Origin of the sequence: Oligella sp. HMSC05A10 (assembly GCF_001808335.1) — a bacterium.
Taxonomy (GTDB): Bacteria; Pseudomonadota; Gammaproteobacteria; order Burkholderiales; family Burkholderiaceae_B; genus Oligella; species Oligella urethralis.
Genome location: NZ_KV792882.1, coordinates 1 through 21482 on the forward strand (window position 1 = coordinate 1; position 21482 = coordinate 21482).

19 protein-coding genes and 2 pseudogenes are annotated in these 21482 nt (G+C 37.0%); 1 reads left to right on the forward strand and 20 read right to left on the reverse strand.

Translation table 11 applies throughout. The features are described from left to right. From HMPREF3144_RS11390 to HMPREF3144_RS03930, 20 genes and pseudogenes are all read right to left on the reverse strand, one after another. The coding region (locus HMPREF3144_RS11390) for an NAD-dependent epimerase/dehydratase family protein (protein WP_141742718.1) at positions 1–170 on the reverse strand (170 nt) is incomplete at its 3' end. A 38-nt stretch (positions 171–208) separates the two neighbouring features. After that, positions 209–2044, reverse strand: a complete 1836-nt coding sequence (locus HMPREF3144_RS03840) for a nucleoside-diphosphate sugar epimerase/dehydratase (protein WP_070476499.1) — start codon at positions 2042–2044, stop codon at positions 209–211. A 238-nt stretch (positions 2045–2282) separates the two neighbouring features. Further along, positions 2283–3305 carry an MraY family glycosyltransferase gene (locus HMPREF3144_RS03845; RefSeq protein WP_070476501.1) on the reverse strand — a complete coding sequence of 341 codons (1023 nt, stop codon included), beginning with the start codon at positions 3303–3305 and terminating at the stop codon, positions 2283–2285. A gap of 77 nt (positions 3306–3382) precedes the next feature. Beyond that, the gene (locus tag HMPREF3144_RS03850) at positions 3383–3964 is read right to left on the reverse strand and encodes an acetyltransferase (RefSeq protein WP_070476503.1); all 582 of its coding nucleotides are present in this window, start codon (positions 3962–3964) and stop codon (positions 3383–3385) included. A gap of 15 nt (positions 3965–3979) precedes the next feature. Further along, positions 3980–4867 carry an NAD(P)H-binding protein gene (locus tag HMPREF3144_RS03855; RefSeq protein WP_070476504.1) on the reverse strand — a complete coding sequence of 296 codons (888 nt, stop codon included), beginning with the start codon at positions 4865–4867 and terminating at the stop codon, positions 3980–3982. 5 nt (positions 4868–4872) lie between these two features. After that, positions 4873–6099: a glycosyltransferase family 4 protein gene (locus tag HMPREF3144_RS03860; RefSeq protein ID WP_070476506.1), complete on the reverse strand. Its 1227-nt coding sequence runs from the start codon at positions 6097–6099 to the stop codon at positions 4873–4875. Then, positions 6100–7227 (reverse strand): non-hydrolyzing UDP-N-acetylglucosamine 2-epimerase, encoded by a 1128-nt coding sequence (wecB, locus tag HMPREF3144_RS03865; RefSeq protein WP_070476534.1) that lies wholly within the window; start codon positions 7225–7227, stop codon positions 6100–6102. A 32-nt stretch (positions 7228–7259) separates the two neighbouring features. Next, entirely contained in the window at positions 7260–8378 is a 1119-nt protein-coding gene (locus HMPREF3144_RS03870; RefSeq protein WP_070476508.1) for a UDP-2-acetamido-2,6-beta-L-arabino-hexul-4-ose reductase, read from the reverse strand. A 4-nt stretch (positions 8379–8382) separates the two neighbouring features. Beyond that, positions 8383–9417: a polysaccharide biosynthesis protein gene (locus HMPREF3144_RS03875; protein ID WP_070476510.1), complete on the reverse strand. Its 1035-nt coding sequence runs from the start codon at positions 9415–9417 to the stop codon at positions 8383–8385. 102 nt (positions 9418–9519) lie between these two features. Then, positions 9520–10404: a glycosyltransferase family 2 protein gene (locus HMPREF3144_RS03880; RefSeq protein ID WP_070476512.1), complete on the reverse strand. Its 885-nt coding sequence runs from the start codon at positions 10402–10404 to the stop codon at positions 9520–9522. A 108-nt stretch (positions 10405–10512) separates the two neighbouring features. Continuing rightward, positions 10513–11652, reverse strand: coding sequence for an N-acetyl sugar amidotransferase (locus tag HMPREF3144_RS03885; RefSeq protein ID WP_070476513.1), 1140 nt, complete (start codon positions 11650–11652; stop codon positions 10513–10515). Positions 11653–11928: 276 nt separating this feature from the next. Beyond that, positions 11929–12846, reverse strand: a complete 918-nt coding sequence (locus HMPREF3144_RS03890) for a hypothetical protein (protein ID WP_141742719.1) — start codon at positions 12844–12846, stop codon at positions 11929–11931. Between the two features lie 271 nt (positions 12847–13117). Further along, a complete protein-coding gene (locus HMPREF3144_RS03895) occupies positions 13118–14530 on the reverse strand; it encodes a lipopolysaccharide biosynthesis protein (protein WP_070476517.1) in 1413 nt (470 codons plus the stop codon). A 7-nt stretch (positions 14531–14537) separates the two neighbouring features. After that, positions 14538–15704: a glycosyltransferase gene (locus HMPREF3144_RS03900; protein WP_070476520.1), complete on the reverse strand. Its 1167-nt coding sequence runs from the start codon at positions 15702–15704 to the stop codon at positions 14538–14540. 44 nt (positions 15705–15748) lie between these two features. Next, on the reverse strand, positions 15749–16837 hold the full coding sequence (locus HMPREF3144_RS03905; RefSeq protein ID WP_070476522.1) for a DegT/DnrJ/EryC1/StrS family aminotransferase: 1089 nt from the start codon (positions 16835–16837) through the stop codon (positions 15749–15751). 6 nt (positions 16838–16843) lie between these two features. Continuing rightward, positions 16844–17419: a UDP-2-acetamido-3-amino-2,3-dideoxy-D-glucuronate N-acetyltransferase gene (gene wbpD / locus HMPREF3144_RS03910; protein WP_070476524.1), complete on the reverse strand. Its 576-nt coding sequence runs from the start codon at positions 17417–17419 to the stop codon at positions 16844–16846. Further along, positions 17416–18360: a Gfo/Idh/MocA family protein gene (locus HMPREF3144_RS03915; RefSeq protein WP_070476526.1), complete on the reverse strand. Its 945-nt coding sequence runs from the start codon at positions 18358–18360 to the stop codon at positions 17416–17418. The genes wbpD and HMPREF3144_RS03915 overlap by 4 nt, the downstream gene beginning before the upstream one ends. 128 nt (positions 18361–18488) lie before the next feature. Next, positions 18489–19766 (reverse strand): Vi polysaccharide biosynthesis UDP-N-acetylglucosamine C-6 dehydrogenase TviB, encoded by a 1278-nt coding sequence (gene tviB, locus HMPREF3144_RS03920; RefSeq protein ID WP_070476528.1) that lies wholly within the window; start codon positions 19764–19766, stop codon positions 18489–18491. 144 nt (positions 19767–19910) lie between these two features. Continuing rightward, complete coding sequence (locus HMPREF3144_RS03925; protein WP_246823865.1) at positions 19911–20726, reverse strand: O-antigen ligase family protein; 816 nt, start codon at positions 20724–20726, stop codon at positions 19911–19913. Between the two features lie 45 nt (positions 20727–20771). Beyond that, positions 20772–21182: pseudogene (locus HMPREF3144_RS03930) on the reverse strand (IS3 family transposase); the annotation flags it as partial. 76 nt (positions 21183–21258) lie between these two features. Here HMPREF3144_RS03930 and HMPREF3144_RS03935 point away from each other — a divergent pair. Then, positions 21259–21450 (forward strand): annotated as a pseudogene (locus HMPREF3144_RS03935) (transposase); the annotation flags it as partial. Between the last annotated feature and the right edge of the window lie 32 nt (positions 21451–21482).

A 21482-nucleotide genomic window follows, 5' to 3' on the forward strand; every position in this document is an offset into this window, starting at 1 on the left:
GAAGTTTGAGGGGTTATTGCAAAGGTCTCAATTTGTTCTAATCTCGATAACACTAAGACAGAGCTATTGGAGAAATTATCTAGCACGAGTATTTGGTGACCTGCCTTAACCAATTCAACTACAGCGTGTGATCCTATATAACCAGCGCCGCCTGTGACTAGAATACGCATAAAAACTCTATTGTTACGTTAATAAAAGACCTTTAAGTTTACCCCTTCATCGGTGTGTACTCTGGAATCCATTTCTTCAGTCCAATGCGGACATTCGCATCACTAACAGTTTCCTCTATCAACCACTGACCAAGATATTCATAAAAGCCGTCCGGTACCGTACGCGAACGAGCGATTCGTAATTTAGGGTGTGGTGTTGAACGTGTTTCTTCAGCATCTGTTAACAATTCCTCATACAATTTCTCACCAGGACGCAAACCGCTGAACTCAATACGAATCTGATCTTCTGTAAATCCAGATAAGCGGATCATATTACGTGCCAAGTCTACAATTTTGACAGGTTCACCCATATCAAGCACAAAGACTTCACCACCTTGTCCCATTGAGGCGGCCTGTAAAACCAACTGCGCAGCCTCGGGAATCGACATAAAATAACGATTTATATCTGGATGAGTCACTGTCACAGGACCACCACGCGCGATCTGATCTTTGAATTTTGGAATTACACTACCAGTGCTCCCTAAAACGTTCCCAAAACGGACCATATTAAATTGTGTTTCACTTCCCTTGGAATGCAAAACCTCACAAACCATTTCTGCCATACGCTTAGTTGCACCCATCACATTCGTCGGATTGACTGCTTTATCCGTTGAAATCAAAATAAAACGTTCAGCTTGATATTCTAGAGCACACTCGGCTACATTCAATGTACCTAGAACATTATTTCTCACAGCTTGCCAGGCATTACCTACCTCCATCAAAGGCACGTGTTTAAATGCTGCAGCATGAAATACCAAATGCGGTTTCCATAACTCGAAGATCTCATTCATACGAACTTTATCTTTGACATCACCAGTTAAGGGTACGACCATAAGTCCAGGGTGATTATCTCGAAGCCATTGCTCAATTAAATAAAGCGCAAACTCACTTGTTTCCACTAGTATTAAACGCTCTGGTTTAAATCGAGATATTTGTTTACAAAGTTCACTACCAATTGAACCACCAGCGCCAGTTACTAAAACACTTTTATTGGCAATCATCTTTTCAACGTGTTCCGTGTCGATATAGACAGGTTCTCGACCCAATAAGTCTTCAATTTTTACCGGCCGCATCATATTGATTGCAACACGTCCACTCATTAATTCAGCTAAACCTGGGACCGTAAAAACACTGGCTTTCGCTTCAGTTGCCATAAGAGTAATTTTTTGCAGCACTTCTTTAGGTGCAGTTGGCATCGCCATAATGACATGCTTTGCGCCATGTTCTTCTAGACTTTCAGGCAATTGATCAATTGCTCCCTTGACACGACAACCTAAAATTTCAAGACCCCATTTGGTACGATCGTCATCATGAATAGCCACAACATTCCAATCTCGCGTACGCTCTAACTCACGGATCAACATCGCACCGGCAGTTCCAGCACCAAGTACAATCACAGGTTTAGCGGCACCTTGCTCTCGACCGTATCTCAAATATTCTTTGTAGATACGCCATAAAAAACGCCCCCCACCCATAATTAGTACTAATAAGATAGGATAAAGAACTACTATTGAACGAGGTAATTTAGCGGTTTGCCCAAAGAAAACTTCAATAAACAATAAGACGACAGCAGACACAAGAACTGCTTTTAAAACACGCACCAAGTCTGGAATGCTAGCAAAAAACCACATACCACGATACAAACGTACCCAACGACAGGCAAACAACTGGGTAACTAAAAGGATTAAAAGAACCCGGTTCCATGGCTGATAAAGCTCAACAATTTGCCAATCAAAGTTAAAACGTAAAAAATATGCCGCAAACCAAGCAGTCACTACCGCCATCAAGTCAAATATAAAAACTAATACTGCACGGAAGCGTCTATTAAATGCCATAAAGATCTATCTCAAAAAACCAATCTACAGCCTATTACGAAAATATAGGCGAATTTTGATCACAAAAAATGTTTAAACTTAAATTTTTTATATGCAATCAATACTAATTTAAGTTTAACAAAGAAAAACGTATTATATTAGAAACTGATACTAATAAAAAATGACATTTTCATGATCTGAATAAAAATCGAAAAATTAAAAGCTTTCAATCTCTTTTAATACTTAAAAGATTGATAAATTAAAGCTCTTCTTTTTCACCGGCTTTAAATTTAACCGCTAAAAACATTAAAGGCATGAAGGCTATAACTATACCTACTATCCCATCCAAATAATTTAAAGCAACCAACAAAGCTAGAGGAAATAGCCAGAGCACATTAATAGCTAAAACAGCTAAAGTCACTGGACGATGCCCTTTAAGATGACGAGATGCATATTGATATGCATGGCTACGGTGCGCCTCATATACTTTTTCACCACGCAAAAGACGACGGAATAGTGTATATGTAGCATCGACAATAAAAACGCCTAGAAGAATGATCCAACTCCAGAGCAAATTAGGTTCTAACCAAGCTGCGTGCAATGATAAGGCTGCTAGTATAAAACCCAAGAAACCACTACCAGCATCACCCATGAAGATTTTGGCCGGGGGGAAATTCCATAGTAAAAAACCACCTACAGCAAAAGCCAACACTAAAGGCAAATAAACCTCTGGTAGATGACCCAATAATGTATAAATTACAGCAATACTAACACATGTAGAAACGGCTTCAATACTAGCAATCCCATCGATCCCATCCATAAAATTGTAAAGATTCAATAGCCAAACAACATAAAATCCTGCAAGAATGTGGCCTATCCACAGCAGATTTATTTCATTAACCCCAAAGATATTAATAGGAGCAATTCCGCCAATCCAATATAAAACCCAAATAGCTGCTGAAAAATGACCTAATAAGCGCCAACGTGGTGCAATATGTCCATGATCATCCAAAAAACCCAATACAGCTATGGTTAAACCGCCACCTAATAAGCCCAACATTACAGAAGCGCTTAATAAGTCTAAGAAATATAATATCAGTAATGTCAATAAAAAGCTGATAACAATCGCTACTCCACCACCTCTCGGAGTAGGTACAGAATGTGAGCTTCTCTCGTTGGGAATATCTATTACGCTACGTTTGATTGCATATTGACGTAAAGCACCTGTTAATAAAAAAGATGCCAATAAAACTAATGGAAATACAAGGAACCACGGATTCATGTTTTTTCTTTAAAAATAGCTTAGCTTATTGATATATTAATAATTATCTTCTATATATCAACAGGAATTTATTAGTGTCATTGATTTGCTATTAATGCTGTGCCAGGTGGTACTACTAAACCATCAGCCACCTTAACTTGATATCCAGCACAGCAACCTGCTTGCAACCAAGAACGGGCACCTACTAGAACACCACCTGCGATCTGTACGCCTACCCCTAAATGCGCATAATCACCAAGAATCGCGTCATGATCAACTGTTGCATTTGCATTAATAATTGTTCCGACACCAAGCTTTGCATCTACCCCAACCATTGCTTGTGCCATGATTGCGCTACCTTTACCAATCTGTGCACTATCACTCACAAAGGCTCGAGGATGAACAACTGTAACAACCGGTATATTCGCTAGGATGATTGCTTTTATCCACTCTTCACGCAAAGCATTATTTCCAACCGCTGCAATAGCTCCATGAATGGATTCAGATAAGTTTCCTATATTTGCCACATCAGAAACCACCGAGCAACCGAAAACCTCATTTACATCAGGCCAACGGTCATCAGCAAAAAGAACTCTATTCCAGTCACCTGATAATAAAGCAGCTTCAGCAACTGCTTTACCGTGACCACCTGAGCCTAAAATTAATAATGTTTTTGTCATGAGAAATTTGAAAATTTAATTTACAACTCTAACGTCATCTTCCGTTAAAACAAACTTTTGTGGTTCAAAACCAAAATCCTGTTTAGCGTCGTTATGATCGAAAACCATATCTCTATTCATTCTCTGAACCATATCAGCGTTCCAGTTTTTATACTTGGGAATAAGCTTTAGAAACAAAAGAGCAAAATTAAATAAAGATAGATTAATGGTGAGAAATCTAGGCTTCATTTTCATCGCTTCAAATACTCGTCCAACCATTTCTTTGTAAGTAAGTACTTCTGCGCCACTGATATTGTATGCTTTATTATTCGACGATGAATCAAAAGCAGCTAAAACACTAGCTTTTGCTACATCATCAACATAAATAGGCTGTCGTCGACCATCAGCTTGTCCAAAAACCGGGAAAAACTTAAATTTATGTATTATTTTCGCTATTTCAGATAAATTTCTATCATTACTACGTCCATAAATTAATGTTGGTCGTAGTATTGTCCAGTTAACATTATTAGCTTTAGCCCAGCTTTGTATCGCATCTTCACCAGCAATCAAATCAGCGACAACCTGCTCTTCATACTCACTCGAAGACTCTGTTTTCGTAAAGCGACTCGTTGAAGACAGGCAAACCACTTTTTGACAGTTTAATGATTCTAGTGTAGAAAAATATTCTTTTATTTTCCAAATAGGTGCTACCGAAATCAGAATATCAATCTGCTTTACTGGAAACGATCCATTTTGAAAATCAACAGCATTAATCCAACTAACACTGTCATCATTCTGTTTCTTTGGATTCCTGGAAATAGCGAAAACATTGACATCTTCTGCTGATAAAAAACGTAGTACTTGCTGTCCTGCAGGACTAGTAGCTCCTGAAACAGCTACATTAAGTTTTGTTGAACTATTCATAAAAACTATTTATTTGAAATTCTTTCTTGAAGAATATTAATTAAGTTAGTAACTTGTTTATGCATTTCAAAATTCTCAAGGAAATACTCTCTACCACGTTTACCCATCTCTGCCCTCTCACTTTCAGATAAGTGATACATCTTAAGAATATTTTGAACTAAACCATCAACATCTTCAGCAGCTGAACTATATCCTGCACCAGAAGCATCCACAACTTTAGCAGCTTCACCATCAATTGAAGCCAATATTGGTCGACCCGCTGCTAAATAAGACTGAATCTTGGCAGGAACTGTTTTTGCTAAAATATCGTCCTTACCTAAAGAAACTAATAGACAACCTGCTTTATTAAAATAAGCAGGCATCTGTTCAGCTGGGAAACGGCCAGGTAGCACTAAATTAGATAAATTTCGCTGCGTTATTTGTTTTTCCAGCCACGATGACATGCTCCCACTACCTAATAAAATTAGCTTAAAGTTAGACAAGTCACGCAGTTTTTCTGCTACATCGACTAAGGTAGGTAAGGATTGAGCCTTACCCAAATTACCTGCAAAAACCACACAGAAGTTATTCTCTAAAGTTGTGAGCAATTCTTGAGAAACATCATTATCAACACAGACTTCAGGTTCCAAATAAGAGTTAGGATAATAGATGATTTTCTTTTTATCGGCATATTTGCCAACAGCATCGATGAAAGCATGAGATTGGACTAAGATCGTGTCGCTGCATGCATAAATAAATTTAACAAGTTGTTCAACAATTTTTAGAGCAAATTTATTTTTTACATATCCAGTAGCACTCAAACTTTCAGGCCACAAATCTAAAACCCAAATCGCCAGATGCTTACGCATTTTCCATTTGAGCCAAATAGCAGGCAAAACAGAAGTGATTGGGGATAAAGTAAAAACAAAAATCACATCAAACTCCTTATCCTTAGTCATTTTTGGGAAATATCTCACACCATTAATAACAAAAGATAAATAATTTTTAACGAGATTTTTCGCACCACCTTGCCCTCTAGGACTTAATGGGACACGATTAACTTGCACACCGCCAATATAACTCTCCTGAGTTACTCCTTTAGCTGAGTAACCAGGAAATATATCACCATCTGGATAGTTAGGTTTAGCCGTAAACACCTCAACCGTGTGACCTTGCTCAACAAGCACCTTTACAATTTCGTTAATCGTGAAAGATTCAGGCCAAAAGTATTGAGTAACTAATGCAATCTTCACTTATTTCTTCCAAACCACACGATTCACATAGTCTGTATAACTATGGATAATTCGAACGACCTTATCTGAAACATTTGGCATACTATAGTCAGCAACAAGACGCAAATCACGCTCTTTACCCCTTGCTTGAGTTTCTAGAATAGCAAGCCCTTGCAATACTCTTTCTATCTCTAAACCGACCATCATGGCAGCAGTTTCTTCCATACCCTCAGGACGCTCATGTGCTTCGCGAATATTTAATGCAGGAAAATTAAGAATTGAAGACTCTTCACTGATTGTGCCACTATCAGATAGAACAGCTTTAGCAGTTAATTGAAGTTTGTTGTAGTCTTTAAAACCTAATGGTTTTAATAGTTTTACTTTAGGATGAAAATTAATCTTCATCGCATCAACACGCTTTTGAGTTCTGGGGTGCGTAGATACAATAACTGGTAAATCGTACTTTTCAGCTACAGTGTTTAATATTGAGACTAGTTTTAAAAAGTTCTTATCAGACTCAATATTTTCTTCTCTATGCGCACTCACGACAAAGAACTCATGCTCTTTAAGCTCTAGTCTTGTTAAAACATCAGAGTTATTAATACCATCAAGATAATAATTTAATACTTCGAACATTGGACTACCAGTTTTGATAACCATATCCGGTGGCAACCCCTCTCGAAGTAAGTATTCACGAGCAATAGTGCTGTATGTCAAATTAATATCAGCGGTGTGGTCCACAATGCGACGGTTAATTTCTTCAGGAACACGCATATCAAAGCAACGATTACCAGCCTCCATATGGAAAGTTGGTATCTTACGACGCTTAGCTGGTAAAACAGAAATACAGCTATTAGTATCACCTAAAACTAATAAGGCCTCTGGTTGAATCTCACCTAACAGTTTGTCAACAGCGATAATGACTTTTCCTATCGTTTCAGCTCCACTTTGACCAGCTGCATTTAAAAAATGGTCAGGTTTTCGTATACCTAAATCTTGAAAAAATATTTCATTGAGTTCGTAATCATAATTTTGTCCAGTGTGTACTAAAATATGTTCACAATGCTCATCTAGTTTTGCCATAACACGAGATAAGCGAATAATTTCCGGGCGCGTACCAACAACGGTAACTACTTTTAATTTTTTAATACTCATAACTCTTTACATACAAAGGATTATCACTAAGGAGCAATACCAACAGGTTTAGCGTAAGTATCTGGTTTTTCACGATCAAAGATTTCATTAGCCCACAACATGACAACCATTTCATCGTCACCTATGTTAGTAATATCATGCGTCCAACCAGTCACAGTTTCAACGATCTCTGGATGTTCACCACTTGTGTATAACTCATAAAACTCACCCGTAATCATATGTCGAAAACGGAAACAGGCTTTACCCTTAATAACTAAGAACTTCTCTGTTTTGGAGTGATGGTAATGACCACCACGAGTAATACCAGGATGTGCTGTAAAAAATGAAAACTGACCTGCATCCTTAGTTTTAAGCATCTCTACAAATACGCCACGGTCATCACCATATTTAGGAACAGAATACTTAAACTGCCCAGGCTTTAAATAACTTACGTAAGTGGAATACAAAGCTCGAACTAAGCCATAACCTACATTCTCAGTGATTAAACTATCACGACTAGTTTTAAACGCACGAATCTGATCTGCTAAATCTCCTACAGTAATTTGATACTGGGGAGCAATATCAACAAAGCCTGATTGGGTTAACTTGCCATCCATCACCTGTAAGAATGACTCAACAACATCATCGATATACACTAAATTAATTAAGGCATTTGGATCATTAATTTGAATAGGCAGGTCTTGGGAAATATTGTGACAGAAGGTAGCTACTGCAGAATTGTAATTAGGGCGCGCCCATTTACCAAAGACGTTAGCTAAACGATAAATAAACACTGGTGAATTAGTGCTTTTAGCGAAATCCAATAAAGCATTTTCGGCTTCACGTTTACTGAGACCGTATGGATTATCTACTGCTGCCTGAATTGAAGAACTATAAATGACAGGTATAGTCTTACCAGCCATTTGCAACGCATCACATAAATCATTAGTTAGATCTGTATTACCCTCTTGAAACTCAGCAGGATCTTTAGGCCTGTTAACTCCGGCCAAATGAAACACTAAATCAGCAGCATCAACCATTTGATGCAAATCGGATTCAGAAAGCTCACGCGTAAAACATAACACATCAACATCGTTACGCTCAGATAGGTGCAACTGCAAATTTTTACCAATAAAACCGTTTGCACCTGTGATTAAAACTTTCATCACCTCACTCCTCTGCTGGAACATTTTCACCACGCTGAATAGCGGGCATAAAGGTAAGTTTCATTAAGAGTTTTTTCATACCTTCCACATCGAGACGATCAGTATTATGGGAATTATAATCTTCAATCTTAGATAAATCTTTTTGACCTTCCTCAACGTACTTAGCATAATTTAAGTCGCGTAGATCTGGCGGAACGCGATAATAATCGCCCATATCTTCGGCAGAAAGCATTTCCTCTCTGCTCAATAATGCCTCATAAAGCTTCTCGCCATGGCGTGTACCAATTATATTAATTGGATGTTCTGGTTTACCAACTATTTCCGTTAAAGCGCGCGCTAAAGTTTCTACTGTTGCCGCTGGTGCTTTCTGTACAAAAAGATCACCGTTATTACCATGCTCAAAGGCGTATAACACTAAATCTACTGCATCCGCTAAAGTCATCATAAATCGGGTCATAGTCGGATCAGTGATTGTTAACGGTTGGCCAGCACGAATTTGTTCAACAAACAAAGGAATTACTGAGCCTCGGGAAGCCATTACGTTACCGTAGCGTGTACCACAAATAATAGTTTTGTTTTCATCCACATTACGAGATTTAGCCACCATGACTTTTTCCATCATGGCTTTAGAAATACCCATGGCATTAATTGGGTATACTGCTTTATCAGTACTTAGACAGACAACTCGTTTTACTTCATTTTGAATTGCTGCTTCTAATACATTTTCTGTTCCTAATATATTGGTTTTAACCGCTTCCATTGGGTGGAATTCACACGATGGGACTTGTTTCAATGCTGCCGCATGAAAGATATAATCAACACCACGAGTTGCATTAAGTACACTCATGTAGTCACGTACATCACCTATATAAAATTTAAGCTTTGGATTTGGAAAACGTTTACGTAAATCGTCTTGTTTTTTTTCATCGCGACTGAAGATGCGAATTTCAGCGATGTCTGACTGAAGAAAACGTTTGAGGACAGCGTTTCCGAAAGAGCCGGTGCCACCAGTAATAAGTAGTATTTTTTGTTTAAACATTATTTTTGTAGGTGAAATTTTATAATCAAAAAATAATATCGATGTATAAATATTAATTTGTCGATTAAAGATTACTGTTATTAAATAACAAAAACGATATGGCTAAAGTCCAGATAAAAGTTTATAAAGTCTATGTCGAATTGCGTAAAAAAAAGAATTTGTCGCGGATAAAGCTCTTAATCTTTCTTTTAATGGAGCAGATGATGTTAAAACCTTAAATATATTGCCCGAACGTCTGGCATTTTCTACGCTTACTCGTTGTTTTAAAAGCCGACGCCCTTCATCACCAAGCTGTTCTTCATACTTATTATAAAAAAGCTCAAACGCGCTCATTCGAACCGTCAGCTTTTTATTATATTCCTTAAAACCAACCTGCATATTGATGCTATTGCCTGAGTGCACTCTCCACTCACAACCAATTATGCCAGAATGAACAATATTCCAGTTAGGAAAATATCTGACTGCTGCTTCCATCCAAGTATCTTCATTAGGCAAATGCTCTGGCACTGGAAATATAATATCTAGAACTGATCTACTCATTAGATAAGAAACTCCAGTATACCCTCCCATATTAGGAGCTTTAGGAACAATTTGTCTATCAAACTTTTTATCTTCTGATACTGACTTCAACTTACATAACCCAACGATAGATTCATTTTCTGAGTATTTCTTAACTGCATTAAATCTTTGTTCAAGACTCCCTGAGGGCATAATGTCGTCTCCTGCAAAGATGCAAACAAATTTACCTCTTGCTTTAGAAATACCGTAATTAAATGCTGAGCACTTTCCAGATGATGGGTTTTTATAAATTATTAATCTCGGGTTTTGGTCAGCTATTTTTTTAACAATACTGTATGTAGCATCACTTGAATTATCATCAATAAATACAAGCTCAAAATCCACATTCTTTTGATTTAAAACGCTTAATACCGCCTCTTTAACATATTTTTCTTCATTTTTTGCTGCAATTACAACACTAACTTGCATAAATCATCCCTTACAGTACGCCTGGTATCAAATGTTTTATCGAAAATTTGAATTTTGATTTTTGATAAAATCATAAAACAGTTGTAATATTTTATAACTTTTAAAGTTTTATCTGAAAAGTCTTTTTTCAAGACCTAACTTTTGCATTACTTGAGCACCGATATCAATTAACGCTTTTTTATTTTTATAATCGCGAAACGTTTTATTCTCGCCATCAAAAATATTTTGTAACTCTTCTACAGTAAGACCAAGTTTATGAGCAATGTATATAAACTCTTGTTTTAGAAAACTTTCATCCAACTCAGGTTTTGATATGCGCTCTAGAGCTTCTTCCCTAGTCATTTGATTAGTCAAAATCAGACTAGAAAAATGCGCACGTCGCTTTTCATATCCGAATTTTCTCGGAAGCCAGTAATCTTCATAAAAACGAGTAAATCTTGACTCATGATGTTTATGTTGAAACCTTTGCCAACCAAACTTTTGCTCTAATTCTTGTTCTGCCTCTTCTTTTATGTATGGAACTAAATTCAAAGGTTTAAATACTTGCATGCCTAATACATATCGATAATAAAGCTTATATACTAAAATATCGACGACAGGAAATGTCTTTAACTTTATCTGTCCAAAACGTTTATGAATATCGCTCATTAACGTTTTATCAATACCAGGGTATCCACCCCACTCTAACGGTTCACGACAACACTCTGTCGAGTAATTGGCACCTGTAAGAACATATTTGATTTTATTTTTTCTTGCAAACTTATACAATGCTGAAAAAAAGGCAATATCTTGTGGCAAGTCTTGATCTGCAATTTGAGACTTTAAAAATGCAACTTGTAAGTCTTTCATCTCTTCCCAGTCGATAACCTCTTTGTGCAATTTTAAGTCAAGCCCTGTAGCCAGCTTTTCAATATTAGAAACAGCCTGTTCAGTATTCCAACCAGCATCAACGTGATATAACAATGGGCGTAAACCCATTTTTTCTTTGGCAATATAAGCTGTATAAGAGCTGTCTAAACCACCGCTCAAACCAATGATACAATCATAATCCTTACCTTTTCTCTCAGATTTGATTTTCTCAGCCATACGCATCAACTCATTATGGCCTCGTTCATCAGTATGCCAGTTGGGTTTTATATGTTCATCAAAATTGGTGCAGTAATCTGATTCGCCTTTTTGATTAAACACTATACCTGGATCACTAGTATCCATAATAGTTCTAGTACATATCTGGTAATTTCTTTTCATGTTAATGTGATATAAATAAAGTCCAAAAACAAATGCTTACAATGATTAGGTAGCAAATGAGAGAGATAGTCGTGATTATAAAGATTCAAGTTTAAATAAATATAATATCTGCAACAGTTGAACGTATATTGTTTTAGTCTTTAAAATTTTAAATTTGAAATCAGAACAAAACAAAATGAACTAGTAAAAATCATCTACTAAAGTGTTCTTACTCTTAGGTAAAACTTCAATCTTAATTTTTTATATCTCTCAAATTATTAGCATATATATTAACTTCTAATTATTAATGTATTTTACTCTGGACTTAAAATCCAAAAAACTCAAAATAACTAGTAAGAAATAAAGATGATTTCCAAGAACGCTACTTGGCATCATGCTAGTAAGTAATAAAACAGTAACAAGTGAAAACATTCGTCTTGAATAAGACAATAATAAAAATATTGGTACTAAAAAGAATAGCAAACCAAATCCACCTAACCAGTAACCTATTTCTACAATTATAGAATGAGGATTTTGAAATAGCAATTCAACACTCTCAAAACCAGCCCCATCAGAGTATTTAAAATAATTATTTATTTCACCTGAGCCCAATCCTAGTTCTGGTATTTTTTCTAAAAAATGTAAATAAGACCCTAATCGAATTGCGACTGAACTATCAGAATATAAACCGTGCTGTAGTATATCCAAAAAAGAACTCAGCCTTGCAGAAATTCTTGTAAATGCATCACTTTCTACAAATCCTAATAAAAGTACAAAAGCTATTACCACCAAACACAATAAAAAAATATTAATAAAAAATTTTTTGAAATTATTGGTTTTATTTAAAATAAAAAGAATTATTGTAAAAAAAATAGCCGAACGAGAACTTGCAATTATCAACAGCACAAAAGAAATAGTCCAAAAAAGGTATTTATTTTCTTTAAAATAATACTTCTCAAATCCAATGATTATAAATAGCATTAATACCACGATTGCCGCTAAATCATTAGCATTAGTAAAAGTACCTGTAACCATTCCATCATATGCATACAATTCGCTCACTGGTAAACTCACATCGAAAGTATAAGCCACAAGTTGTCCTAAACAAATTATCAATTGAGCGATTAGGAAATAAAATAAAGAATTAAATATAAATTGATAATTTTTTTTACTATCTTCACCAAATAGCATCCGAAAAAAAACTAATGTTGCCATAGGCAATACTATTATCGACACTAGATAAGTAGTAAAATATCGATTTTCATATGGTTCAACAAGATATATTAGTGATGCCCATAAAACATAAGGAATCCATGATAAAACCACTACAAAATAACTTTGTTTGAAATAGCGATTGTATAAAAGCTCATGCAAGATCACGAAAAACGTCGCGACAACTATAAACCCATATGCGATCGTAGCTAAACCAGTAACATAGCGCAAAATGACTGAAAACAAAACTGTTAAAAAAAATAATCTATATGGGTTAATTTTTAAAAGCATATTTTTTTATATAGGCAAACATTGATAAGATGCTAGATTTAAAGAGTAAAAGACCAACCCCAAAAAACACTATCCAAACAAAAATAAACAACGAACTCTTATCTGAATAAAATCCATTAAGACTAGATAAAATAGATAAAGCCAATATTATTAAATAACTCTTTAACTTCGGTATCGGACGCCACACTTTGCAACTAAACTCAGTTCTTAAAATATAAAACACAACAAATGCAAATGTCGTAGAAACAGCTGCACCTAATGCCCCATAAGTTGGTACTAATAAATAATTACCTAAAGCATTTGTTATCATCGCACCTATTGATGCGAGCATCGAAAAAATCGTTCTTTTGGAAATAGCAATACCAATTACTGTAGTTTCAGATAACGTATATAACAATGGACCTATCATACACAGTGTAATTAAATATTGAATCGGTGCATACTCGTCAGGAAGTAAAAATGGTAATATCCAGGAAAATAAAGCACTGAAAACAACAACATAATATATTGACGCTAACACATGTTCTGATATTTTATTAACTAAATTAATGTCAATTCCTTGGGTAAGCCACTTATAGACCATAGGAGCCCAAATAATGTTAAAAACACTTGCAAAAACAGCAACAACTCCTGCTACACTCATTGTTACCGAATAAATACCTAACTCCTCAAATGTAGACATACTTCGTAAGAATAATTTGTCCATAACATCCAATCCCCAAAAAGCAAGACCACCGATTACAAGAGGGAGACCATATTTCATCAAAGTCTGTTGTTGTTTGTTATCGTATTTAATTGAGATGGATGCGTACCACACCTTTCTGGTATTCCAAGAAAATATCAAGAAAACGGCAGTAATAGATAAAGTATGTGCAATTACAAGATTATAAATATCTTTCTGCAACCCCAGTAAAACTGTACTGACAATGAACAAGACGAAAATAAATTTAGGCAATAACTGACTCATTGAATACGCTATTGCTCTATCTTCCATTCGTACAATCAATGATAAAAACCGAGAAACAAAAGTTAAGACGAAGCACATTATGCTGACTATTGATAATAGTCCACTGGGAAGACCATATAATAAAGATGCAATATAGCTAGGTTTAACTAAAAAAAACACTGAAAAACTAACTAGTATTAGAACCAAACCAGGTAGAAAGCAATGTTTAAACAACTTCGATTTGTCATCAGATTCATGATATTCACGAGTATAAGCCTGATCTAACCCTAAAGAAAAAAGCAAAACAGAAAAACTAGCTACTACTTGTAGCATAGCGACTCGGCCTATATCCTCAACAGAATAAAACCAAGCCAATAATGGTAAAGCAATAAATCCGAAGAAAGCCGAACCTAATGCGCCTATAGCATAACCAAAAACTTTATTTATCATGAGTAGATTAGACCGTTAATACACTCTGATAAACATTCTCGAGTTTCTTGCAAACAGCATCTTCACTAAATTGTTCAAAACAGTATTGTCGAATTGATTTAGGATCGAATTTTTCATAATTTTCAAACAAATGACACATCCCACTTGCCAAACCATCCACTGAATCCTTTTCGACTAAATAGCCAACTTGTGGTACGATAATTGACTCAGGTCCACCACTTTTAGTGGAAATAATCGGTTTCCCTAATGCCAAAGCCTCAATTAAAACTACGCCAAATGTTTCATAGTCACTAGATAATACTAAGGCATTTGCTCTGGACAACTCTCTTTTCACCTGTTCTCGGGATAGTCTACCTAAAAAAGTAACCTGTTCGCTCACACCCAACTTTTCAGACAGTGTTTTTAAACTTAACTCTTCTGTACCACTACCACCAATTTTTAATCTAACCTTATTATTGCCTTTAAAAGCTGTAGCAAATGCTGAGATAAGAAGATCTACTCTTTTGTTCCTATCTAAAAAACATACATTAATAAAAGTAAACTGTTCAAAACAGTTATTGAGCTCAACTTTTAAAAAGTCATCATTAACTATATTAGGGATATAAGTCCAAGTATTTTCTTTGAATTTCTTGTCCAAATTAGTTGTAAAAATTTTACTAACCGCTAAGTTTTGGGAAGAATTATCAACTACTTTTTGCAACGACGTCAAAGCACCGTTTGATATTAGTCCTTTTAAAAACGACGATGAATGTTCCGTAATAACATAAGGGATTTTATAACTAATATGTAAATGCAAGGCTATATATCCTGCATATACCATTGAATGCACATGAATTACCTCTGGTTTTCCATGAGAATCGACATATTTTTTAAACAATCTTTCACCAATCCTTTCCCACCTTTTAACACTCAATCGATGCATTTTTGCCGTTATATTAATTGAGTGATACCTAAAAGTTTGGACTCCCTCATCGTCTTCATAACTAATACCATAAGGTTTATTAAAAAAACTTTTATAATCTCGCAAAGAGCGAATAGTTGGAGCTAAAACCCCAACTTTATGGCCCCGCTTCCTCAAAGCAATAGCTTGTTCTCTAAAAAAACTACCGTTAATATCACCTGAATAAGCTGGATACCAAGAAGGAATTATAAGAATATGATATTTTCGAGTCATATAAAATCAAATGTTACTTTAAAAAAGTTGCTACCTAACTTTTATTAGTAACTCAAATTGGCTAAAAGAACATTTACTATTGTTTTCATATTTCCTTTATCTAAGTATGGATGCATCGGCAAACTCAATACCTCTTGTGCAACCAAATCACCCACTGGTAGAGAATCATTAGTAGCAACCGCAGGCTGCTTATTTAAGGGGATTGGATAATGAACAGCCGTAGGGATTCCTTTTTCCTTTAACGCGTCAATCACTTGAGCACGGTTTTTAACACGGATTGTGTACTGTGCATAGACAGACGTATTATGCTCTTCAATAAAAGGAGTTGTATTGATACCCTTTTCATTTAAAAGTTGATTATAAGTTTTTGTTACTTGCTGTCGCAAAGCAATTTCATCATCAAGAATCGCTAATTTAGGCAGTAGAATAGCAGCTTGCAAGGTATCGAGGCGGCTATTTACTCCCACACGAACATGATGGTATCGTCTGTCTTGACCATGACGAGCCACTTGACGAATTACCGTTGCTAATTCCTCATCATTAGTAAAAATAGCGCCACCATCACCGTAACAACCTAAAGGCTTGCTAGGGAAAAAGCTTGTACATGAAATTGTAGTTAGATTACCTGATTTACGACCCTTATAAGTCGCACCAAAACTTTGCGCAGCATCTTCAATTACAGGGAGACCATGTTTAGCAGCGATAGCATTAATTGCATCATAATCAGCACATTGACCGTACAAAGATACCGCAATTATCGCTTTAGTTCTGGGTGTAATAGCCGCTTCAAGCAACTCCGGATTTAAGTTATATGTGCGCTCATCTATATCGACATACACTGGTTTAGCACCTAATACTGCCGACGTCTCTGCTGTCGCAATATACGTAAATCCGGGCGTAATCACTTCATCCCCAGGACCTACGCCCAAAGCCATCAGAGCAATTTGTAGAGCATCTGTGCCATTTGCACAGGTAATGCAATATTTAGCGCCCGTATAAGCCGCTAGCTTTTCTTCTAGTTCTGCGACTTCAGGACCAAGAATATATTTGCCATGCGCCAATACTTTTTGAATATTAGCATCGATTTCAGTTTTAATGCGTGCTTGTTGAGCCGCTAAATCTATAAATTGCATCTTCTCTTACTCTTTAGATAAAAACGAGCCTCTTAATACATACTGCGTGTCAGTATGTGAACATTTAACTTGACCATTGCCTGTTAGCGGCAAATCCAATTGCTCGCCATACTCACTCATCCAACCAATTTGTTTTGCGGGCACACCCACCATCAAAGCATAGGGCTTTACGTCTTTATTAACAACAGCACCAGCGCCCACAAAGGCATACTCACCTATCGTAACACCACAGACAATTGTACAGTTTGCGCCGAGCGTTGCACCTTTTTTAACTAAGGTGTCACGATACTCATCTTTACGCTCAATTAGCGAACGCGGATTGTAGACATTTGTAAAGACCATACTAGGACCACAAAACACACCTTCTTCTAAATGCACGTTATCGTAAACAGAGACATTGTTTTGTATTTTACAGTGGTCACCAATAGTGACCTTATTGCCTACAAAGACATTTTGCCCAAGTGAGACACCCTTACCTATTTTGGCACCAGCACACACATGAGCGAAGTGCCATACGCGACTGCCCTCGCCTATTTGCGCGCCATCATCAACGATAGCCGACTCGTGTTGGTAGAAACTCATTTTTTCAACTTAGGATGGTAATCACCGGTTAAAGGAGCGATCGGTGCATTTCGAATGTGTGAGACGGTAGCGATAGCGGTACGATTTTCATCTAAACCAAAGCCACGTCCTGCTAGTATTTCTTGATAGCTGATGGTATGTAAATCTGTAAAACCACCGGAGAATTCGATTTCTTCTCCATCAACTGTAATTGAGCGGAAAGTGCGCTGTCCAGCATCCTTTTGAGCCTGAGGCACATCATCAAAGTCTACCGACAAGAACCAGCGAACACGTGCGTTTTCATACTCTAAATAACCTGCTGCTTTAGTATCGTCACTCAGGTGAACAATATTTTCTTGTAAGTCACCAAAAATAAAGTGCAACATATCAAAGAAATGCACACCGATATTGGTAGCAATACCACCTGATTTTTTCAAATCACCTTTCCAAGACTGAAGATACCAGTGACCACGAGAAGTGATATAAGTTAAATCTACTTCGTGTTTAGTATCTTTCTTAGAGTTTTGGACTTTTTCACGAAGTGCAATAATTGCCGGATGGACACGTAACTGCAAAATCGTATTAATCTTATGACCCGTATCTTTTTCTATTTCTTTTAGGCCATCAATATTCCATGGATTAAGTACTAGCGGCTTTTCACAAATAGCATCAGCACCGGTACGTAAAGCAAAGCGCATATGAGAATCATGAAGATAGTTTGGAGAACAGATAGAAACGTAATCCACTTTATCACCACTATTAGCACGACGTAACTTATCAAGATGACGGTCAAAGCGCTCAAACTCAGTAAAAAAATGAGCATTAGGGAAGTGACTATCAATAATCCCAACTGAGTCATTAACATCAAGCGCAGCAACCAAGTTATTACCCGTTGCTTTAATCGCTTGCATATGGCGAGGTGCGATATAACCGGCAGCACCAATCATGGCAAATTTTTTCATATTAATACGTTCTTTAAAATATTTAACAAACAATATAGGTATTAAAGCTCAATCTGATAAAAAAGACCTTAACCTATCTCAAGATTAATCCATCACTCACTGTAAGGATATTGTGCAGTACGACAATACTATAAACGAATATCCGCTTCCTGTGGCGCTAAGACATATTTAAGATCATAGAGAACATGTTCTGGCTTACCCAAGTCACGCAACTTCGTTTCACCCATCGCTTTAAACTGCTCATGCGCCACCGCTAAAACAATCGCATCATAAGCACCCACATCAGGCTCTGATTTAACTTCTATACCATATTCCTGCTTAACCTCTGCAGGGTCAACCCATGGATCGTAGACATCCACGTCAATGTGATAGTCCTGAAGCTCATTGATAACATCCACTACTCGTGTATTACGAATATCAGGACAATTCTCTTTAAAGCTTAGACCAAGTACGAGGACTTTTGAACCCTCGACTTGAATTTTCTTTTTAACCATCGCTTTAATTAACTGAGTGGCGACATAAGCACCCATGCCATCATTTAGACGACGACCGGCCAAGATAATTTCAGGATGATAACCAATGGCTTGTGCTTTGTAGGTTAAATAATAAGGATCGACTCCGATACAATGACCCCCAACCAAACCCGGTCTAAACGGCAAGAAATTCCACTTAGTCCCAGCCGCTTCTAACACGGCTTCTGTATCAATATCTAGCTTATTAAAAATAAGCGCTAATTCATTAATTAATGCGATATTGACATCACGTTGCGTGTTTTCAATCACTTTGGCGGCCTCAGCTACTTTGATACTGGAAGCCTTATGAGTACCCGCCGTAATCACTTGTCGATACACTTCATCCACATAATCTGCCACTTCAGGCGTAGAACCAGAAGTCACTTTGAGGATAGTACTCACACGATGTTCTTTATCACCTGGGTTAATACGCTCAGGACTATAGCCTACAAAAAAGTCCTGATTAAAGCGAAGACCTGATACCTCTTCCAGTACAGGAACACACACTTCCTCAGTAGCGCCCGGATAAACCGTAGACTCATAAACTACGATATCTCCCACGGAAAGCACCTTAGCAATACTCTGGGAAGCCTTAATCAAGGGAATCAAATCGGGTTGCTTAGAGGCATCAATGGGTGTCGGAACAGTGACAATAAAAAAATTACAGTTTTTTAAGTCATTAAGCTCAGCAGTGTATTGAAGATTAGTCGCTTCTTTAAGCTCTTCAGCAGATACTTCGAGTGTGTGATCTACACCGCCTCTTAACTCATCCACACGCTTGGTATTAATATCGAAACCGACCACTGGTAGCTTTTTACCAAACTCCACCGCTAGTGGTAGACCAACATAACCCAAGCCGATAACGGCTATTTTTATTTTTGAGAGATCAAACATACCTTGATTCCATTATTACTTTTTAGTAACGCGACTCTTCACTTTACTTTTGATACTTAAGACAAAGCCATTTTAATATAAACAACCCTAACAGATTATGAATCTGCTTGAGCTCTTGCTAATTATCAATGATGCTACACAATACTAAAGACGTGAGTAGCACCTTGATACTCTCCATCTCGTAGAGACTGACGTTCTCATCATTTTAAAATACCCAGCAAACACCATTAAAAATGCTGTGTACATCATAACACCGCTATTATGCCTTAAAAAGGCTTGGGTTAATCCAAAATCGATAAACACGAAAGGCAACAACACACCCGCAACTGCAAGTGAACGCTTAGCTAAGTCCTTATGCTTAAGGTAAGCACTAAAGGCAATAATAGGCGCCGCATAAAGCGCTAGTAAAGTGAGTAGATCTAGCAGACCATGTTTTACCTGACGATCTAAGATCTCATTATGTGCATGAGAGAACTGTGTTGCTGCAACTCCCTGGATTATCCCTTGTTCACCAAGCTCACGTTTAGCTTGAATATACCCCTCTTTGGTCCAACCCATCAATGGTTTTTCACTAATTAGGATGGCAGTACCCTTCCACATTTCCAGACGAGCACCTATTGAAGAGCTTACATTGCCAGCTTCATATGTCTTTAGCTGATTAAAAGCCTGATGGACTCGATCTTTTATACCCAGTTGTGGCAAATTAAATGCCGTAATCGCTAAAATACAAGTAACAATTAAGCCGATAACTTTGACCTTAGTTGAGAAAAAGCTACGATACACGCGATACAGGAAAAAGAAGACGAACGGTAAGCCAATCCATCCCCCACGACTACCCGAGAGAAAAGAACCATTTAGACCACAAAAAGCCCCAACGACAAGTAAGCAGAAAAAGAAGGTTTTATATTTTTTAAGAGTGGATGCCCAACCAAGACCGGCTAAACAAAAGGTAATCCCCACATTTTTAGCAGAGTGAAGTGACCCCCAAAGTTGGACGGTTAGTTTTTATAAGGAGGACTGATTTCTGTATTGCACAGGACTCAGCCCCTTTAGTTTTGTACTTACTCTTTCATGATTATAGTAGTAAATATACTCATGAATCCGTTTCTCTAACTGTTCAATGCTAGTAAATTTTTCACGATAGAACAATTCACATTTAAGTGTACCGAAGAAGCTCTCAATTACCGCATTATCCAAGCAATTTCCCTTTCTCGACATGCTTTGCGTAAAGCCATGGCTCGCTAGTGTTTGCTGATAGCTGTCTAATTGGTATTGCCACCCTTGATCAGAATGGATGAGCGGTTTCTCAGTACTTTTAAGCGTTGAAATGGCTTTCTCCAACATATCACTGACCAGTTTATACACAGGCTTTCTCATCAGTTGGTAGGCAATGATTTGTCGATTGAAAAGATCTATGTAACGACCCCCTAAATTAATACAGCTCTAAAGTAGAACTTTCCTTTAAAATTAACGTATTAAAAGGAGTTTTACAATGAGTAAACGCAAAACAGAAAGTCAGATTATTGCGCTTTTAAAGAAAGCTGAGGCAGGTATACCGGTTGCCGAATTATGTCGTCAAGAAGGCGTGTCAGTCTCTACGTTTTATAGTTGGCGCGCTAAGTATGGCGGGATGGACGTTTCTGAGGCTCAACGGTTCAAGGAGCTTGAAGAAGAAAATCGGCGTGAGACTTTTGCATAAAAGCAGTTAAATACCGG

Coding starts and splice junctions, on each gene's coding strand:
- HMPREF3144_RS03840 (WP_070476499.1), bottom strand. CDS start 2,044: ATGGCATTTAATAGACGCTTCCGTGCAGTATTAGTTTTTATATTTGAC.
- HMPREF3144_RS03845 (WP_070476501.1), bottom strand. CDS start 3,305: ATGAATCCGTGGTTCCTTGTATTTCCATTAGTTTTATTGGCATCTTTT.
- HMPREF3144_RS03850 (WP_070476503.1), bottom strand. CDS start 3,964: ATGACAAAAACATTATTAATTTTAGGCTCAGGTGGTCACGGTAAAGCA.
- HMPREF3144_RS03855 (WP_070476504.1), bottom strand. CDS start 4,867: ATGAATAGTTCAACAAAACTTAATGTAGCTGTTTCAGGAGCTACTAGT.
- HMPREF3144_RS03870 (WP_070476508.1), bottom strand. CDS start 8,378: ATGAAAGTTTTAATCACAGGTGCAAACGGTTTTATTGGTAAAAATTTG.
- HMPREF3144_RS03875 (WP_070476510.1), bottom strand. CDS start 9,417: ATGTTTAAACAAAAAATACTACTTATTACTGGTGGCACCGGCTCTTTC.
- HMPREF3144_RS03880 (WP_070476512.1), bottom strand. CDS start 10,404: ATGCAAGTTAGTGTTGTAATTGCAGCAAAAAATGAAGAAAAATATGTT.
- HMPREF3144_RS03885 (WP_070476513.1), bottom strand. CDS start 11,652: ATGAAAAGAAATTACCAGATATGTACTAGAACTATTATGGATACTAGT.
- HMPREF3144_RS03890 (WP_141742719.1), bottom strand. CDS start 12,846: ATGGCAACATTAGTTTTTTTTCGGATGCTATTTGGTGAAGATAGTAAA.
- HMPREF3144_RS03895 (WP_070476517.1), bottom strand. CDS start 14,530: ATGATAAATAAAGTTTTTGGTTATGCTATAGGCGCATTAGGTTCGGCT.
- HMPREF3144_RS03900 (WP_070476520.1), bottom strand. CDS start 15,704: ATGACTCGAAAATATCATATTCTTATAATTCCTTCTTGGTATCCAGCT.
- HMPREF3144_RS03905 (WP_070476522.1), bottom strand. CDS start 16,837: ATGCAATTTATAGATTTAGCGGCTCAACAAGCACGCATTAAAACTGAA.
- wbpD (WP_070476524.1), bottom strand. CDS start 17,419: ATGAGTTTCTACCAACACGAGTCGGCTATCGTTGATGATGGCGCGCAA.
- HMPREF3144_RS03915 (WP_070476526.1), bottom strand. CDS start 18,360: ATGAAAAAATTTGCCATGATTGGTGCTGCCGGTTATATCGCACCTCGC.
- tviB (WP_070476528.1), bottom strand. CDS start 19,766: ATGTTTGATCTCTCAAAAATAAAAATAGCCGTTATCGGCTTGGGTTAT.